Genomic DNA, 16,456 nt, shown 5'->3' on the forward strand with positions numbered 1-16,456 from the left:
AATAAAAAAAGGAATCTTTTCAAAAGATTCCTTTTTCGTCGGATACACCTATATTTTCGCTAATAAACTTATTTTGTTCAATTCTATAGCTGTATTCAGCTCTTCCAACTGCCCAATTTTGAGTATATTCTCTGTGAATCCATCTAGTATAGTAGTTTCTTAGTACTCCTTTTTTAATATGAATATTTACACAATACAAGACTTCATGATTTATCAATAGTTTTAAAAGATCAACTACTGTTTTTCTTTTAATATTAGTTTGGTCAACAATAGTATCTATCTTGATATACGATAAAGGATGTGTAGTCTGATTATAATATAGGTAACAAATAACGTTAAGATAGACTGCAAATGCTTTATATTTATAATTAGTTTTCATCAAAACAATTTTTTGAATATCCTCATAAAATACTTTTGCAAAATTTTCATGTTCATCTTTACCTGTCGGTTTTATAAAATAATCTGTTGAATTTTTCAGCTCGTAAACTCTTTTTTTCATTTTAATATCTTCATAGATTTCAATATGTCCATGTTCTTGTAATCTAACAAGAGAATTATTTGTTCTCAATTTAGTAGCACTTTGCTCCATATTCATTCCTATAAATCGCATTAAATGATTTACACCGGTAAACGCAGCTTTTTGAAAGTTGTTTGCAAGTGATTTAATTATAACTAAATGATAGATGTCCAATTCTGCATTTTCATTACTATTCATACTTTCGATTAACGATCTTGATAATTTAATAAAAGACTCTGATTTTTCATAGTCTGTCGAACTTAGATTTTTGCTATTCATAAATACAACTCCATTTTTAATTAATTTTGAGTTCGTTTAAACCCCTTTCCGCTCGGCTCTGCCGGGCGGGGGGGGGATATATTTCTATCTCCTTGAACTCTTTTCTCTATTTATTTCTATCTATTGTCTAAATTTTTCTTCTGATTCTTTATATAAATGCTACTATTGTCCAAAATGGAAATAACCTACTTTTTGGGTGTAGTTTTAATTATACCCACCTAAAAAGTGGGTACTAAAATTAATGTATCCAACAAAGTACACCCACTTTTCAGTATTATTCAGAAAATACCTTAGCTAGCTACTAACGCCTTTTTTGATAATTTCGCCTTAATTTCAGTAAATTCACTTCCTCCGATTTTTACTATTTTTCTTTCAAAATCTTTGTTTGCAATGGGTCTTGCGTAGTTATTAGATAACATTGGTTCTAGAATATCTTTTGGTACATTTTTGATTACTTCTAGCAAAATACGAGTTCCTTTTGCTGCATTACAGGATTTACAAAGTATCCAAGCATTTTCAACTACGCTCGCTTTGTTCGGCTTGCAAATATGCTGAGGCAACATATGATCGACCTGAAGATTTTTTTCTCCTAAACATATTTGACATACGTACCCATATTTTTCAAATGCTTGTTCTTTTTGTTTTTTATTAAAATCACCTCCATTTTCTTTTCTTTTTCTGTTTCGTAGCTGAATACATTTGCGACAAGAACTAGTTAACCCATCTTTTTTACTTCTATCAGCACCGTATTCACCTTTACTTTTTAAAATGGAACATTTGCTACATCTCTTAAACATTATTATTGTAGTAGAAGATCATTTAAATTTAAATTCTAACTACTCTACCCTCTCTTTCTGATTTGTTTTTTGGGGGATTTTATTAGCTATATTGCATCTAATAAATTTGATATCCTGATCATATCAAATCGAGTTTTTCCGATATGAGGCAGATTCGTCAGTAAAAACCTGCTCTTTCTCAAGAAAATCGCCACCAAGAACTTTTTTCGATTTTTTCAAAGTTTTTTTTGAATAACTATTCATTTAATTAAATCCTTCTCGTACAAACCCTTATTTAATTTACGGTTTATTCGTATGTGTACTTGTTAAATCACCTCCTTATGCTTCTCGTCTCGAAAATTTAATTACATCTTTCGTGTACTTAGGAGTGCTAATCTTGCCTAAGAATCCTATAGATGATGAGATAGACTGGTAGCTTTATATAGATTTATTATCTTATGATCCTTCCTAATCAAAAGACACTGGAGCTTCTTTGCCTCAGTGCCTTTTTATCGTTTTCATAGACATTTAGTTTGATTTGAATCAATCATCATTGAAGATAGCATTATGCCGTTCTCTCGCTATGCAATGAAGACAAGTACAAACCGAGTTATTAAGACACGGCTCATCGATGAATCCGACTTCTCTGATAGAACCGTATCTTCTAAAGCTTCCGTCCAATTCATACTCTCTATGGATTCGCTTGATTCGAAAAGAACGTAAATACTTTTCAATACTAGTAGTAATTATTAAGTCATATTTGTCCTCTGCTACCGCTTTAACAGTTTCCTCTGACCAGGACCAGTAAAAGTACCTCCAATGCGTTCTGAGCCCTTCAGGAAGGTTTTTAGGCGGTCTTAGATACCAAATCAACAGATACTCTAAGATTAACAAGCCACGGTTATTAATAGATTGATCTGGTATGAATACATCCATAAATGTGACTTCATTTGTTAACTTTTTTCCGTTATAGGAATTATGTGATCGTATTCTTGATCGCCAGTTCTCTTTTGTCTCGTCTGTGTCCTTACATGTTCCCACGTACTCGATTTCGCCATTAACATTACGGAAAACATATACTCCAGAGAGCCCCTTCATTGAGCTCAACTCAAAGCCAAAGGTATGTGTTTGTTTCTTTCCCATATTGAAACCTTCCTCCCCTCTATCTTTATTTGATTTTGAAATCATTAAGCGGACTGTACATTCTACCAATTTCTAAAATGCTTTCTTGTTCTAGACCTCTCAAGTATTTAGAAGTCATCTGCGTATCAAAGTGCCCCATCAAACGACTTAAGCTGTAGATATCTATTCCATTACGTAATTGCTTTTGAGCAAAGTAATGACGGCAATCGTGTGGAGAACAACGGACTTCCTTACGTACTCCAGCATTCTTGCAATGAGTCTTTAAGATCTTGTTTATACTCGAGCGATGCAGCTGTGTAGCGGATTGATCCAACAAGAAGTACTCTTCTATCTCATCCGGTTCCTTACATCGAAATCGCTTTCTCTTCAAACTTTCATAGCGACGCATATACTTGCGCATCGTTTTGCTAATGTACACAAGACGCTGCTGTGATCCCTTGCCATGGATTAGTATCGCTTTAGATGAGACATCCTTGTTTTTAATGCCAATCAACTCTGAAACTCGGACACCTGTATCAAACAGCATGATGAGAATAAGCTTATCTCGGACATTAGAATAGGTTTCTTCCTCAACATCAGTGATGATTCGTTTTACTTCGTCATCATTGAACGTTATAATCACCCGTTTTTCTTCCTTCAAACTCTTGATTCTTCGCATCGGATTAGCGAGATCCTCGATGAACTCCTCTTCTACCAAGTAGTTAAAGAACACTTTTAATGTGGCAATGTTGTTATTGATCGTAATCTCTTTTTCTTGTCCGAGTTGCTGACGATACTGAATATACCGTTTAACGTGTATAGCTCGTATATCCTCGACTTCCTCCACTCCTAAATCTCCTTGCATAAAGTCCTGCCACCTCATCAATCGCCAGATGCACATGTCAATATATCGTGGTCTCCTCCCTTGAACTTGTTGATTCAGTTTAAAATCGTCTAACAGTTCCGTAATTTTGGTCATAAAAAAGCCCCCTTCCATTCACAAATAATGTGAACAAAAGAGAGCTTCATTTTGAAATAGAGTTGTTGAAGGTGAAACAGACTTCCTTTCACCTGTCCCCTTTAAAACGTTGATACCACAAGCTTCATGAGACGAATCCCCTCATCAAGTCTAATTTTTATTCCCACTCAATCGTTGACGGTGGTTTCGACGTCACATCGTACAGGACGCGGTTGACGTTCTGGACTTCGTTGACGATTCGGACCGAGATCTTCTCAAGCACGTCCCATGGGATACGTGCCCAGTCTGAAGTCATCCCGTCAATTGACGTAACAGCGCGGATTCCGACCGCATAGTCGTATGTCCGCTCATCGCCCATGACACCAACCGAACGGATTGGAGGAAGGACTGTGAAGTACTGCCAGATTTCGCGCTCGAGTCCAGCTTTTTTAATCTCATCACGAAGAATGAAATCAGATTCGCGAACGATTTCGAGTTTCTCATCTGTGATTTCACCAAGGACACGAATCCCGAGACCTGGTCCTGGGAACGGCTGACGCCAGACGATTTCATCAGAAAGGCCAAGTTCTTTCCCGAGTTCACGGACTTCATCCTTGAACAACGTGTTGATCGGTTCGATCAATTCAAACTGCATGTCTTCTGGCAGTCCACCGACGTTGTGGTGTGATTTGATTGTTTGTGCCGTATCCGTACCACTCTCGATGATATCCGTGTAGAGCGTACCTTGGGCAAGGAAGTCCATATCCGTCAGCTTCGAAGCTTCTTCGTCGAAGACGTAGACGAACTCGTTGCCGATGATTTTACGTTTTTGCTCAGGATCCGAGATACCACGGAGTTTGTCGAGGAAACGGTCCTGGGCATCAATCTTGATGACGTTCATGTGGAAGTGATCCGCGAATGTCTTCATGACGCTTTCCGCTTCACCCTTACGCAGTAAACCGTGATCGACGAACATACATGTCAATTGATCACCGATTGCTTTGTGGATCAAGGCTGCGACGACAGACGAGTCGACACCACCTGAAAGGGCACAAAGAACTTTTTTATCGCCGACTTGTTCTTGAATCTTCGCTACTTCGATTTCGATGAAGTTCTCCATTGACCAGTCGCCTGCACATTTACAGACTTCAAAGAGGAAGTTCTTGAGCAATTCTTTTCCGAAGACCGTATGGTTTACTTCTGGGTGATACTGCACACCATACATTTTCAACTCTTCGTTCTTGATCGAAGCGATCGGACATGACACGTTCGTTCCATCGACGACGAATCCGTTTGGCACAGATGTGACGAGGTCGCTGTGGCTCATCCAGACCGTTTGTTCAAGCGGTAGGTTCGCATACATCGGTGACGGGTCTTGTAACGTCAATGTGGCTTTTCCATATTCACGATGTCCCGCACGTTCCACTGTTCCGCCGAAATGTTGTGACATGAGCTGCATGCCGTAACAGATCCCGAAGATTGGAATACCGAGGTCGAAGATTTCCGGGTCACACCGGTACGCATCCTCTGCGTAGACGCTACGTGGACCACCTGAGAAGATGATACCAGCAGGTGCGATTTCCTTTACTTCTGCTGCAGTGATTTTATGCGAATGCAATTCACTGTAGACACCAAGGTCCCGAATACGACGTGTGATCAATTGATTGTACTGTCCTCCAAAATCGAGGACGAGAATCATTTCCTGGTCCAAATGTGCTTCCAAATCTGTTCCCGCCTTTCTGATTTCATGCGTACCCTATGAAAAAAGCCCGCTCTTCGCCCATGGATAAAATGGAAAAAGAGCAGGCCGCTTCACAAAAAAATGTATACGAAGGGTCTGCTCCTTCATAGTCAGGTCGTTTAAGGTGACCCGGTAGAGACTCTCGCGCCATATTCGCGAGTATATACAAAGGAGATTGCATGTGTGTGATTTACGTTGTTCCCATTGTACCTGTATCGTTTCGTAAATATCAACCCTCTACATGACGAATGATATTTTCGAAATATTCACGTTTTTTCTCGACTGATAATGATTCTCCACCATAAACCATCCGCTCGTAAGCATCCGTCAACGGTCGCATCGCGTACGTCTCGTAGTACCCATCGACTTCGTACGCCAGTTCCGCAAGCGTCCGACCATCTTGATAATGGAATCCTTTTTTATCAAGACGCCGCAAGAGATACCGATACATCCGTCGGAATCCTTCCGGTCGTTCAATCTGTCTCCGGAAGAAGAGAATCGCAAGCGTCCGAATAATCGGTTTTCGGAACAAGTAGAGGAACAAGAGAGCAAGTGCCGTCAGGAAGATTGGCCAAAATGGAATTGACTTCTGCTCCGTCTGTCCAGTGCTAGTCGTCTGTTCTTCATCAAGAAGATTTTCTTGAGGACGATTTGGCGTCGTTGTCTCCGTATTATCTTCTGTCTCACGTTGCGGATTTGCTTGTTCCGTCTCGTTGTTCGTTTCCCGATCGATCGTGTATTGTCCTACTCCATCGAAACTGACTGTCGGTTCAAGCGGTACCCAGCCTGGTCCTTCAATGTAGACTTCGACCCACGAATGGGCATTTTTATTGCGTACTGTATAACTCGTTACGGCAGCTCCGATGACGTCGGATTCGCCCCCCGTGAATCCTTTCACCCAGCGTGCGGGTAACCCAGCTGCCCGAAGTAACACAGTGGCTGACGTCGAGAAGTTATCACAGTATCCGAGTTTCGTCTCGAACAGGAACTGATCGACGTAATCCTGATTTTCTTTCGGTACAGCAACATCTTCTGTATTGTATTCAAAGTTTTCTTCTTCGAAATAATTTTCAATCGCCCGTGCTTTGTCCCATGGTGTTTTTTTGTTTTCAACGATTTGATTCGCTAAATCACGGACACGTTGCGGTAAACCTTCCGGCAGTTGTAGATACCGCTCCGTTTCATTCTCAGATAAATTGACGGGTTCATCTGTCTGGAGCTGTTCTTCCGTAAAGAGTGGGTACGAATAGTCGATTCGATAGTTTCGTTGACGATCCGCCTCGTCGAGATACGAAATTTTTTGATTCTCGAGGTCAACCAACACATTTTGTCGTTGCTGATTCACTTCGACCCTTACATTGTCACCGTTATATGGCACGAATGGTAATTCACGCGCCATTTCAAATGTTGCTGTCTCTTCGCGGGTCTTGACCTCTGTACCGAAGGTCGAGAAAAAACCACGTCCATCGATTTCAGGGTTTGACTCCGACAAGATCCAACCTTTTCCGGTATAAATATCTTTTGTTTCAACGCGCCAATAGCGGTTTCCTTCACTTTCGACTTGGAAGACTTCTCGGTCGTCCATCTGGAATGGTCCTCCAAGTTGTTCATCGTTGTTACCGTATCCGACCTTTTGAATCGCATTTGTCGGCTCTCCTTCCCCTTCAAGACCCGACGTCAAATCGTACCAACTGTCTTGCCATGTCGCATTGATGACAGGACTTTGGACAGCAACGACGATGACAGCTCCCATGATGAATAATGCGCTCAGTGGGCGTACGTAGGAAGCACGCGGTCGTTCATTGACCTCCGTCGCATACAGCAATACCAAAGACAAGATGATCGGATAAAGAATGAACGTCTCTCCCGAGTAATCCGTCCAGGTATCACAATAGGCGATGAACCCGATGACTCCAAAAGCAAGTCCGAAGACGAACCCACGATTCGGGAACGTCCGGCGCGCGAGATAAGCGATCAAGAAACTGATCAAACCAATCGACAGCGTAAAGGCTGGTCGTCCCGGTAATTCACCATTGATGACACTTCGAATATCCGAGCTGATTTCCGTAAAAATTCCCCACGGTGCGGAACCCGGTGTCAAAATCAAGTAGAACGATAATAGTAGCCCCGCGAGACTGCCAAGTAAGAAGTAACGTCGCGCGAGATGCGATAACAGTAAAGGCAGGAACAGCATCGGTAAGAAGGACCAAAGATGCTCGAATGTCGTCAGTTCGAGAAGTGGTGGCATGAAACAAGTCAAAAGGGCTGCTGCGATGGCGTTCCAGATTAATCGTCGTATCATCGCACTCCCCTCCGTTCTGGTGTATAGACATGAACGGTGGCTTCTTGATTAATCTTCGAAATCCATAGTTCATTGTTCGATTCAAGATCCGGTGTGATGAAGAGGACGTTCCCGCTCAATCGAAGCGCCTTAGACGAGTATTCCCATGACTCGATGAACGTTCGCGTCCGACTCGGTTGCGCCGTCATCAGGTAATGCGTCAGTTTCGCTCCTTCAAGTGGTAACGACAATGATTGAACGGCATGCCCGACGAGATGGATCCGATAGCTCAGTCGTCGTTTGTTCAACTGATCCGTCGTTTCTGCGAGCATCGAGATGACACGTTCGAAGGCTTCACCCGCCTTCGTTCCCTCATCAAAGACGATCGTCGTCTCCCGTTCTTGCTCTCGTTCGAACGTCTTCGTCATCAACCCTTGGCGTTTCGCTGTCGCTTTCCAGTCAATCTGATTCATCCGATCCCCACTGACGTATTCCCGGACCCCGACGACGGTAAAGGACGACTGGCGAAGATCAAGTGACACCGGTGAGATTCCCCCATCGCCACGGTCTTCCTCATGGGGAAGCTGAACGGCAAGGCGCGCTGGTTCAATCGCAAGATACGTCTCGACCGGAAACATCCGCTTCCGCTTGAATAACCCGAATGGATCCGTGATTTCGACGATACAGCCTGGAATCTGATACACCCCTCGACGAATCGATGGTATCGTGTAATCGATTTGCTCCGTCTTCCGGTAATGGGCTCGGAGTGGACGGCTAATATCGAGTTTTTCTTCACTGAGTTCGTTCGGAATCACCTCCGTCACTTCGACGGCTCCGACGAGAAACGGAAAACGTCGACGAACCCGTAAGGAAACCGGGATATCGGTTCCAGCAACGAGCATCTTGTTCGATACTTCGCGTGTCGCAAGTGCCTGCGTGACGGGCCAAACGAGGAAGAGAGTCCAGTAGACGGTCAAACCAGCCATGACGTAAAACAGCAAGGAAGCGACATTTCCGCCATCAACGCGCGCATATGCCCATAAGGCTGCCGTCGTCAAAAGTAATACAGCGTAACGCCAACCAATTTGCCACTTCGTCATAGGGACTCCACGTCTTGTTGGATGGGTACAGCAACCTCTTTTTTGATCTGTTCCAAAATCCGTTCCGACGATTGACCGTGATAACGCGCATCCGCTGTCAAAATCAGGCGGTGTGACAGGACTGGAATCAAGAGATGTTTAACATCATCCGGCAAAACGAAACTGCGTCCTTCCATGTACGCCCACGCTTGCGCGACCTTCATCAAGGCGATCGAAGAACGAGGACTCGCGCCGAGGTAGAGTGACCCATTCGTCCGTGTCGCTTGAACGAGATGGACGATATATTTTTTGACAGGCTGTGAGACATGAACGTTCTTGACGTCTTCTTTCATCTGGAGCAATTGCTCGCGACCAATTACAGCTTCGAGTGTTTCGATTGGTTCATCCCGTTCAAAACGCGTGAGCAACTTCATTTCTTGCTGGAAATCAGGATAACCCATTTTGACTTTGACGAGAAAACGGTCGAGTTGTGCTTCTGGTAACGGATACGTTCCTTCATGTTCAATCGGGTTTTGTGTCGCCATGACGAAAAAGGGATTCGGAAGCGTATGAATCTCACCATCGACGGTGACGTTCGCTTCCGCCATTCCCTCGAGTAAGGCAGATTGAGTTTTTGGTGATGTTCGGTTGATCTCATCGGCTAAGACGATGTTTCCCATTAAAGGACCCGGTCTATATTCGAACTGGCTTGTTTTCTGATTATACATCGATACACCCGTCAAATCTGACGGAAGTAGGTCTGGCGTGAACTGAACACGTTTGAAGGTCAACCCGATCGATCGGCTGAACGCACGGACGAGCATCGTCTTCCCGACTCCCGGTACGTCTTCTAATAGAACGTGACCGCCCGCTAGTAATGCTGCCAATGATTGTGTGATGACATCTTCCTTACCGATGATGACTTTCTCTACGTTGTCGATAATCGCTTGAATCTCCTTAGTGTATGTTCGCATTGTCAGGCCCCTTGCTCTCGTAGTAGTTGAATTTTCTGACTTTTTATATCATCTCATATTCCGCTACGCTTTTAAAGAAATACGAGCAGTTTCCAGCACACGAAAAAGGGGGAACGCGGTAGCGTTTCCCCCTTATTTGTTTCAGGAACGAACACATGCCGTGATCCGTTCTTGAACCGTGCAGTTGCACGTAAAACACGAATACTTCCGTGTCAATGGACAACGTTCGTCAAGTCCGGTGATCCTCTTCTTTCAGAAGCGACATGCGATCGTTCCCTCTACATTGGTAATCATTCATGTGCATCACCATCCTTTCATATATTGAATATTACCGAATATGTTATAAACGAAACGTCGAATTTTAATTATTTTTTTCGATAACGCGCATACGTTGTCGCGAGTGCGACCGCAAGGACCAGCCCTTTGATGATATTCAACGAATAGTATGGAACAGACAGCATGACGAGACCATTTTCAAGAATCCCGACGAGACAAGCCCCAACAAGTGTACCAAGCGCATTCGGCTTCCCTTGTCCTGCGAACGACGAGCCGATGAATGCCGCCGCGACCGCTGGCATCAGATAACCGGAACCGGCGTTGATTTGCGACGATCCGACTTGTGACGCAAGCAAAATCCCACCGACCGCAGCAAGTAACCCAGCAATCAGATACGCGAGTGCCCGGTAGCGGTTGACACGAATTCCTGTCAGTCGTGCGGCTTCCGGATTCCCACCGATAATATAGAGAAAACGACCATGTCGCGTATGGCTTAAAAAGACATGTGTCACAGCGACGACGACGAGCATGATGACGATGATCCAAGGCGCCTGGCTGATTTTCGCGAAAGCCTCCGGAATCGTGCCGACTGTTGGTGTACCGTCCAGGCGCGGCATTCCGGCACTGATTGAACCACCACCGGTATACGTCATCGCGACACCTTCGACGATGAACATCGTTGCAAGCGTCGCAAACAAATCCGGAATCTTAAACCAGACGATGAGTAAGATGTTCACCAGAGCAACGCTAAGAGATAAGAGAAGTGCTAAACCAATCGAGACACCGAGCGGTAGACTGTACCAGACGAAGAACGAGACGACGAAAGAACTCGCAAGCGTCGCGGTCGACCCGACCGATAAATCAAATCCATCGACCGTCAAAGAAACGGTCAAGCCGATCGCGATAATCGTCACGATGGAGATACTTCGTAAAATATTAATCAAATTCGTCCCTTGTAGGAATGTTGGAGCCGTCGTCGCAAAAAATAGGACGAGGGCAAGGATCGCGAGGACGATCCCCCAGTCGTTCAAGAATCCGAGGACAGGACGTAACCCCTTCCCTCGGTTCGTTTGTTTTGATACTACCTCATTCATCGTTGCCCTCCTCCTGTCGCATACCACAACAAGGTTTCTTCTGATGTGTCCGCCGTCTTCGTTTCATGGACGATCCGTCCATCGAACATGACGTAGATTCGGTCCGTGACGGTCAAAAGTTCATCCCATTCACTCGTCGCGTAAAGGATCCCTTTTTGTTGTTGCGCGAGTCCGTCAATCAGACGATAGATATCTTGTTTGGCTCCGACGTCGACACCTTTCGTCGGTTCGTCCAAGACGAGTACAGAGACATCGGTCAGTAACCATTTTCCAATGGCGACTTTTTGTTGATTCCCACCGGATAGTTGACCCACTTCCTGTTTCACGTCTGCCACTTTAATGCCCAGCTCCTTGACCCATTGCGATGCCTGTTCAACTTCTTTGCGACGATCCATCAGCCCCCAACGGTTGACGAAATCATGAGCTGCCGCTGCTGTTAGATTTTCTGCGACAGAATCGGCAACAAGAATTCCTTCTTTTCGTCGTTCTTCTGGAACGAGACCGATTCCCGCTTGAATCGCAGCTTGTGGATTGCGAAGGCGATGGGCTTTTCCACCTATCCGAACCTCCCCTTCCTGAAACGGGCGATCACCGAACAATGCTTTGCATAATTCCGTTTTACCAGCACCGACAAGACCCGCGATACCAACGACTTCACCTGCTTGAACCGTCAAGGAGATATCGTGGACGTCCGCATTCGTAGCACTCTCGACGGTCAATACGTTCGTTCCATTTACCCGTGACGTTTTCGCAACAGACGTAAGCTGACGCCCGAGCATCTGCTCAACGACAGCTTCCTTCGTGATGTCTGTCAAAAGACATCGTGAGATGAGTTGACCGTCGCGCATGACTGAGATGGAGTCGCAAATCTCATATAGTTCCTGTAAACGATGCGAGATGAAGATGATCCCAAGCCCTCGTTCGGCTAAACGACGCACGACTGAAAAGAGATGGCTTGTTTCCGCCTGACTGAGAGGTGCCGTTGGTTCATCTAAAATCAAAAAACGGCGTTCTTGGACGAGGGCGCGAGCAATCAGTACGAGTTGCTTTTCAGCAAGCCGCAACTCCTCGACACGTGTCTTGACGGAAATATCCGCCTGTAATGTCGCTAACGCTTCCTTGGCACGCTGTATGTAACGGCGTTGGGATACGAAGCCAGTCATCGTTCCGTCCGTCAACAGATCGAGACAGATATTCTCAGCGACCGTCAAATACGGGACAAGCGCCACATCGACCTCTTGTTGGACGAGGTCGATTCCAATCTGTTTCGCATCACGTGGTGACGTGATGGACAACTCCTTCCCGTCGAGACGGATCGTTCCTTCGTCCGCCGTTTCCGCTCCGGATAAGACTTTCATCAACGTCGACTTACCGGCACCATTCGCACCGACAAGCGCGTGGATTTCACCGGATTTCACTTCAAACGAGACTTGTTTTAAGGCTTGCACTCCTGGAAACGCCAGTGAAATCCCAGTCATCTTCAAGTGATGATTGGTAGACGTCATTGTTTTTTATGGACGTCACGCAACCGGTCCATCCACGGTTCATTGAATTTGTCCGATGTACTCCATCCTTTGATAATCGTATCGAGATTGTACATCGTCGTATCCTGCTTCAACGCCTTCTGCTCCACAAGTTTCGCATCGAGATCAAAGCTATCCGGCGTCTTCTCGCCAGCGATTTTCTTAGCCAGTAATCGCATGTCCGTTTGTCCAATCAAGAATGGATCCACCGCACTCGTCGAGACCCAGTTACTGCCTTTTTCACGCATCAGGTTGATATCCTGATTCGAGACATCGATCGAGATTAGCGGGATTTCTTGACGTTTATTATCCTTGAGCGATTTGTAAGCCCCTTTTGCGACTTCATCCCACGCTCCCCAAACCGCATCAATGCTTCCTTTCGGATATTTCGCGAGAATCGCATTCATCTTCGTTGCGATATCCCCTTGGACATCTTGGAAGTTTGTCGGTCCAACCGTCTCAAGCGTTTTGATCTTACCGTCTGCTTCGTACGTCTTATAGATTTCCTGACGACGATCGAGCGGGGCAAAACCTGGTCCGAACCAAAGTTTGATGACACGGACCGGCTTTTTGTCCGTCACCTTCGTCACTTCATCAAGCGATAGCTTCGCGAGTTGATGATCGTTTTGGAATGTTTCCGTCACACCTTTTAACGCCGTTCCTTTTTTCTTCGTGACCGTATCGAACGTCACGACCTTCAGCCCTTTGTCGACCGCTGGTTTAATCATGTCATAGGCGTAGTCTTCCTTACCATGCGAGATGATGAGCCCATCATAATCTTGCTGAATCGCTTGCGCGACCAGCTCCTTGAACTTGACGTCGTTACCTTCCGAAATAAACGTGCTGACTTTAAAGCCAAGCGCTTCGCCTTCACTTCGTGCGCCATCAAGGAATTGTTTCGTATGGTCGTCCGATGCTAGGTTGCGGATGACGGCGATCTTGACGTCCGATTGAACCCCTTTTGGTACATCCTTGACGACCTTCGTCGTCGTGGCTTCTCCATTCGCACAAGCCGCTAGTAACAGTGCCGGTGCTAGGACGGCGTAAGCTAATTTTTTCATGACATATCTCCTTATCCGAGGGGTTGAAGCCCTGTTAATTGTTCAATCGTTTCTTCATTCGGTTGCGTGATGACACCAAGTTCGGTAATGATGCCCGTGATCAATGTGTGTGGTGTGACATCAAACGCCGGGTTGAAGACAGCGACGCCTTCCGGTGCTGTCGCGACACCTTGGACAGTCGTCACTTCCTGCGGATCACGTTCTTCAATTTCGATCGCGTCTCCGGAAACAAGTGAGAAATCAAACGTCGAGAGCGGTGCTGCGACGTAAAACGGAATACCGAAAGCTTGAGCGAGTAATGCTAGTTGGAACGTTCCGATCTTATTCGCCGTATCTCCGTTGCGTGTAATCCGGTCCGCCCCGACGATCATTGCATCGATCTGTTTTTCTTTCAGCGTATGGGCGACCATGTTATCTGTAATTAGCGTGACATCGATGCCGGCACGTTGTAGCTCCCATGTCGTCAGTCGTGCTCCCTGCAGTAATGGTCGCGTCTCACTCGCAAAAACAGATAATTCAATGCCGCGTTCTTTTGCGATATAGAATGGCGCAAGTGCTGTTCCATAAGCAGCGGTCGCAATCGATCCAGCATTACAGATCGTTAGGATCCGGTTGCCTGACTGGAACAATTCCAGTGCATGAATCCCGATTTGACGTGACGTCTGCGCATCCTGGTCGTATAAGGCAATCGTTCGCTGCTCGAGCCGTTCGCGGATCTCTTCTACCGACGTCCCGTCTTGAATGATTGGATTCAATTGATCAAGGACATTTCGTAAGTTAACAGCCGTCGGTCGTGTCGCGAGTAACGTCGCTGATGTCTCAAGCAAGGCTTGCTTATAGATCGACAGTTCTGCTTCAAACCGGTACGCCTCTTGAACGAGTACGAATCCGCCAAATAAACTGATAGCAGGCGCCCCTCGGACGCGCAGTTGTTTAATCGCTTCGACCGCTTGTGCAAGATCGGTAATGACTTCATAGTGTTCTTCCTGCGGTAGACGTGTCTGATCGAGAATCGTCAAGACACGATCTTCATAACGAATACTTTGAACGAATGTACTCATCGGCTAAGTTCCTCCGTTACGTCGAAGTTTCGCAAATCATCAAATGTCCGACATTCGGTCCGACGTTTGATTAACGCCGATCCTAAACGTAAAGCATGTTGTTTTCGTTCTAGTCGTTCCGTCATAGAACTAATCGTTTCTAAATCAGCGACCGGTGCGAGTCCGATCGTCCGACGAATCAGTTCGCAACCGGCAAAGCCGAGTGCATCCTGCAGAATCGTGCTCAGTACATCGTCGACGAGTCCCGATGTCCGGAATGGTTCGACGGCTTCGCGTTCCCATAAGGCACGGAACGTCGAAGCGAACGTCAGCCAGAACGTATCGATGTCGCGAATCCGGGCATCACGAAGTGCTGAATAATCCGGGTATGCTGCAAAGAATAAGTGGGCGATGAACTGTCCGACATCAAATCCGAATGGACCATAAAAGGCGAATTCTGGATCGATGACTTTCGTTTCCGTTGCCGAAGCAAAGATGCTTCCTGTATGTAGATCGCCGTGTAACAACGCATCTCCTTTCGTGATGAAAAGCGCTTCGAGTTTTGCGACTTCGCGTTTCAACTCATCGTCCGCCCATAGACGTGCCACCTCTTCTTCAAGCCCGGCTTCAATCTCGTTCGTCTCCGCGTCATGAAACGGATCCGTGAAGATTAATTTTTCCGTGATGTCGCACATGTCTGGATTGTAGTACGTTCGGGCGACACGTTTCTTTTCAACCGGACCAAGCGCAAAGTCCGATGTATGGAATAACGTCCGAGCGAGATAAGAACCGATATGTTCCGCAAGCAACGGATACTGTTCACCTGCGAGTAAACCACTTCGAACGATCGTCAGATGTGAAAGATCTTCCATGACCGTATATGCCTCTTCATGACTAGCATGAAAAACACGTGGCACGAACGGTACGGCATGCCGTGCGAATTCACGGAGTGCGGATTGCTCGATCCACGCTCGTTCGAGCGATAACGGCCAGCTCTCCCCGACGACCTTCGCATATGGTAATGCTTGTTTTAAAATCAAGCGATGTTCGCCTTCTCGAATCCGAAAGACGAGGTTGAGGTTCCCGTCGCCAATCTCTTCTGCTTCGACGGCTCCATCGCCGATCAGTCCTAATGTCCGAACACAATCAATCGCGTCCTGTTCTGTGAATGCTTTATATGTCATCTCAGTTTCCCCCTATGTGATACACGAAAAAGCGCCTCTTTTCGTCATCGAAAAGAGGCGCAGAAAAGTCACTGCGTCCTCTTATCTCTCAGACGAAACGTCTGTTGGATGTAGCACCGTGCCCAGTGGTCGGTTGCTGCGGCGTCATCGGGCCAATTCCCTCTGCCAACTCGCGATAAGAGTCGTATGTAGTTGTCGTGTGTGATATTGATTTGAATCTTACGCAATCGACTTCCTCGCTGTCAAATCGAAATCAAGCAGAAACGGATATCATTTTTAAGTCATCTATAGAAAGAGTATTTTCAAAAAAATAAATTTTCTAAAAATAGTTTGACAAGTGGCGATTCTCATGTAAAAATTGCAATTAGATTTCACAATTTCATCCAATTCTTATCAAGAGCAGACGGAGGGACAAGCCCTACGATGTCGCAGCAACCGACCTTTTGGCACGGTGCTAATTCTTGCAGCTACTAAGCTGACAGATAAGAGTCCACGTTCGAATCATTCATGGTCTCTTGTCGCTGACGAGAGACCATTTTTTTGTTGAAGGA

Annotated in this window: 13 protein-coding genes and 3 riboswitches; all 13 genes read right to left on the bottom strand. The window is 45.7% G+C overall.

Going from position 1 to position 16,456, the window contains the following annotated elements; translation table 11 throughout:
- Positions 1-19: 19 nt before the first annotated feature.
- Entirely contained in the window at positions 20-796 is a 777-nt protein-coding gene (locus tag HZS85_RS11095) for a hypothetical protein (RefSeq protein WP_214856025.1), read from the bottom strand.
- A gap of 290 nt (positions 797-1,086) precedes the next feature.
- The gene (locus HZS85_RS11100; RefSeq protein WP_214856028.1) at positions 1,087-1,593 is read right to left on the bottom strand and encodes an HNH endonuclease; all 507 of its coding nucleotides are present in this window, start codon (positions 1,591-1,593) and stop codon (positions 1,087-1,089) included.
- Positions 1,594-2,115: 522 nt separating this feature from the next.
- The gene (locus tag HZS85_RS11105; protein WP_214856030.1) at positions 2,116-2,715 is read right to left on the bottom strand and encodes an excinuclease ABC subunit UvrC; all 600 of its coding nucleotides are present in this window, start codon (positions 2,713-2,715) and stop codon (positions 2,116-2,118) included.
- A gap of 25 nt (positions 2,716-2,740) precedes the next feature.
- Positions 2,741-3,673: a tyrosine-type recombinase/integrase gene (locus tag HZS85_RS11110; protein ID WP_214856031.1), complete on the bottom strand. Its 933-nt coding sequence runs from the start codon at positions 3,671-3,673 to the stop codon at positions 2,741-2,743.
- Between the two features lie 157 nt (positions 3,674-3,830).
- A complete protein-coding gene (gene guaA, locus HZS85_RS11115) occupies positions 3,831-5,351 on the bottom strand; it encodes a glutamine-hydrolyzing GMP synthase (protein WP_051353615.1) in 1,521 nt (506 codons plus the stop codon).
- Positions 5,352-5,480: 129 nt separating this feature from the next.
- A riboswitch (purine riboswitch) is annotated at positions 5,481-5,582 on the bottom strand.
- Positions 5,583-5,622: 40 nt separating this feature from the next.
- Positions 5,623-7,695 (bottom strand): transglutaminase TgpA family protein, encoded by a 2,073-nt coding sequence (locus HZS85_RS11120; RefSeq protein ID WP_214856032.1) that lies wholly within the window; start codon positions 7,693-7,695, stop codon positions 5,623-5,625.
- Positions 7,692-8,774: a DUF58 domain-containing protein gene (locus HZS85_RS11125; protein WP_214856033.1), complete on the bottom strand. Its 1,083-nt coding sequence runs from the start codon at positions 8,772-8,774 to the stop codon at positions 7,692-7,694. Before HZS85_RS11125 ends, HZS85_RS11120 begins: the two co-directional genes overlap by 4 nt.
- Complete coding sequence (locus HZS85_RS11130) at positions 8,771-9,727, bottom strand: AAA family ATPase (protein WP_035410946.1); 957 nt, start codon at positions 9,725-9,727, stop codon at positions 8,771-8,773. The genes HZS85_RS11125 and HZS85_RS11130 overlap by 4 nt, the downstream gene beginning before the upstream one ends.
- 365 nt (positions 9,728-10,092) lie before the next feature.
- Positions 10,093-11,097, bottom strand: a complete 1,005-nt coding sequence (locus HZS85_RS11135; RefSeq protein WP_214856034.1) for an ABC transporter permease — start codon at positions 11,095-11,097, stop codon at positions 10,093-10,095.
- Complete coding sequence (locus HZS85_RS11140) at positions 11,094-12,602, bottom strand: sugar ABC transporter ATP-binding protein (RefSeq protein ID WP_214856035.1); 1,509 nt, start codon at positions 12,600-12,602, stop codon at positions 11,094-11,096. Before HZS85_RS11140 ends, HZS85_RS11135 begins: the two co-directional genes overlap by 4 nt.
- On the bottom strand, positions 12,599-13,681 hold the full coding sequence (locus HZS85_RS11145) for a sugar ABC transporter substrate-binding protein (protein WP_029340727.1): 1,083 nt from the start codon (positions 13,679-13,681) through the stop codon (positions 12,599-12,601). Before HZS85_RS11145 ends, HZS85_RS11140 begins: the two co-directional genes overlap by 4 nt.
- An 11-nt stretch (positions 13,682-13,692) precedes the next feature.
- Positions 13,693-14,742 (bottom strand): S-methyl-5-thioribose-1-phosphate isomerase, encoded by a 1,050-nt coding sequence (mtnA, locus tag HZS85_RS11150; RefSeq protein ID WP_214856037.1) that lies wholly within the window; start codon positions 14,740-14,742, stop codon positions 13,693-13,695.
- Positions 14,739-15,905 carry an S-methyl-5-thioribose kinase gene (gene mtnK / locus HZS85_RS11155; RefSeq protein WP_214856039.1) on the bottom strand — a complete coding sequence of 389 codons (1,167 nt, stop codon included), beginning with the start codon at positions 15,903-15,905 and terminating at the stop codon, positions 14,739-14,741. Before mtnK ends, mtnA begins: the two co-directional genes overlap by 4 nt.
- A gap of 78 nt (positions 15,906-15,983) precedes the next feature.
- Positions 15,984-16,087: riboswitch (SAM riboswitch) on the bottom strand.
- Between the two features lie 205 nt (positions 16,088-16,292).
- Positions 16,293-16,394, top strand: a riboswitch (SAM riboswitch).
- Positions 16,395-16,456: the final 62 nt, after the last annotated feature.

The sequence above is a fragment of the Exiguobacterium sp. s130 genome, assembly GCF_018619055.1.
Classification (GTDB): domain Bacteria; phylum Bacillota; class Bacilli; order Exiguobacteriales; family Exiguobacteriaceae; genus Exiguobacterium_A.

Excerpts from the sequence above, each read along its gene's own strand:
- HZS85_RS11100 (WP_214856028.1), bottom strand. The coding sequence starts at position 1,593 with ATGTTTAAGAGATGTAGCAAATGTTCCATTTTAAAAAGTAAAGGTGAA.
- HZS85_RS11110 (WP_214856031.1), bottom strand. The coding sequence starts at position 3,673 with ATGACCAAAATTACGGAACTGTTAGACGATTTTAAACTGAATCAACAA.
- HZS85_RS11095 (WP_214856025.1), bottom strand. The coding sequence starts at position 796 with ATGAATAGCAAAAATCTAAGTTCGACAGACTATGAAAAATCAGAGTCT.
- HZS85_RS11130 (WP_035410946.1), bottom strand. The coding sequence starts at position 9,727 with ATGCGAACATACACTAAGGAGATTCAAGCGATTATCGACAACGTAGAG.
- guaA (WP_051353615.1), bottom strand. The coding sequence starts at position 5,351 with ATGATTCTCGTCCTCGATTTTGGAGGACAGTACAATCAATTGATCACA.
- HZS85_RS11135 (WP_214856034.1), bottom strand. The coding sequence starts at position 11,097 with ATGAATGAGGTAGTATCAAAACAAACGAACCGAGGGAAGGGGTTACGT.
- mtnA (WP_214856037.1), bottom strand. The coding sequence starts at position 14,742 with ATGAGTACATTCGTTCAAAGTATTCGTTATGAAGATCGTGTCTTGACG.
- mtnK (WP_214856039.1), bottom strand. The coding sequence starts at position 15,905 with ATGACATATAAAGCATTCACAGAACAGGACGCGATTGATTGTGTTCGG.
- HZS85_RS11105 (WP_214856030.1), bottom strand. The coding sequence starts at position 2,715 with ATGGGAAAGAAACAAACACATACCTTTGGCTTTGAGTTGAGCTCAATG.
- HZS85_RS11145 (WP_029340727.1), bottom strand. The coding sequence starts at position 13,681 with ATGAAAAAATTAGCTTACGCCGTCCTAGCACCGGCACTGTTACTAGCG.
- HZS85_RS11120 (WP_214856032.1), bottom strand. The coding sequence starts at position 7,695 with ATGATACGACGATTAATCTGGAACGCCATCGCAGCAGCCCTTTTGACT.
- HZS85_RS11140 (WP_214856035.1), bottom strand. The coding sequence starts at position 12,602 with ATGACGTCTACCAATCATCACTTGAAGATGACTGGGATTTCACTGGCG.
- HZS85_RS11125 (WP_214856033.1), bottom strand. The coding sequence starts at position 8,774 with ATGACGAAGTGGCAAATTGGTTGGCGTTACGCTGTATTACTTTTGACG.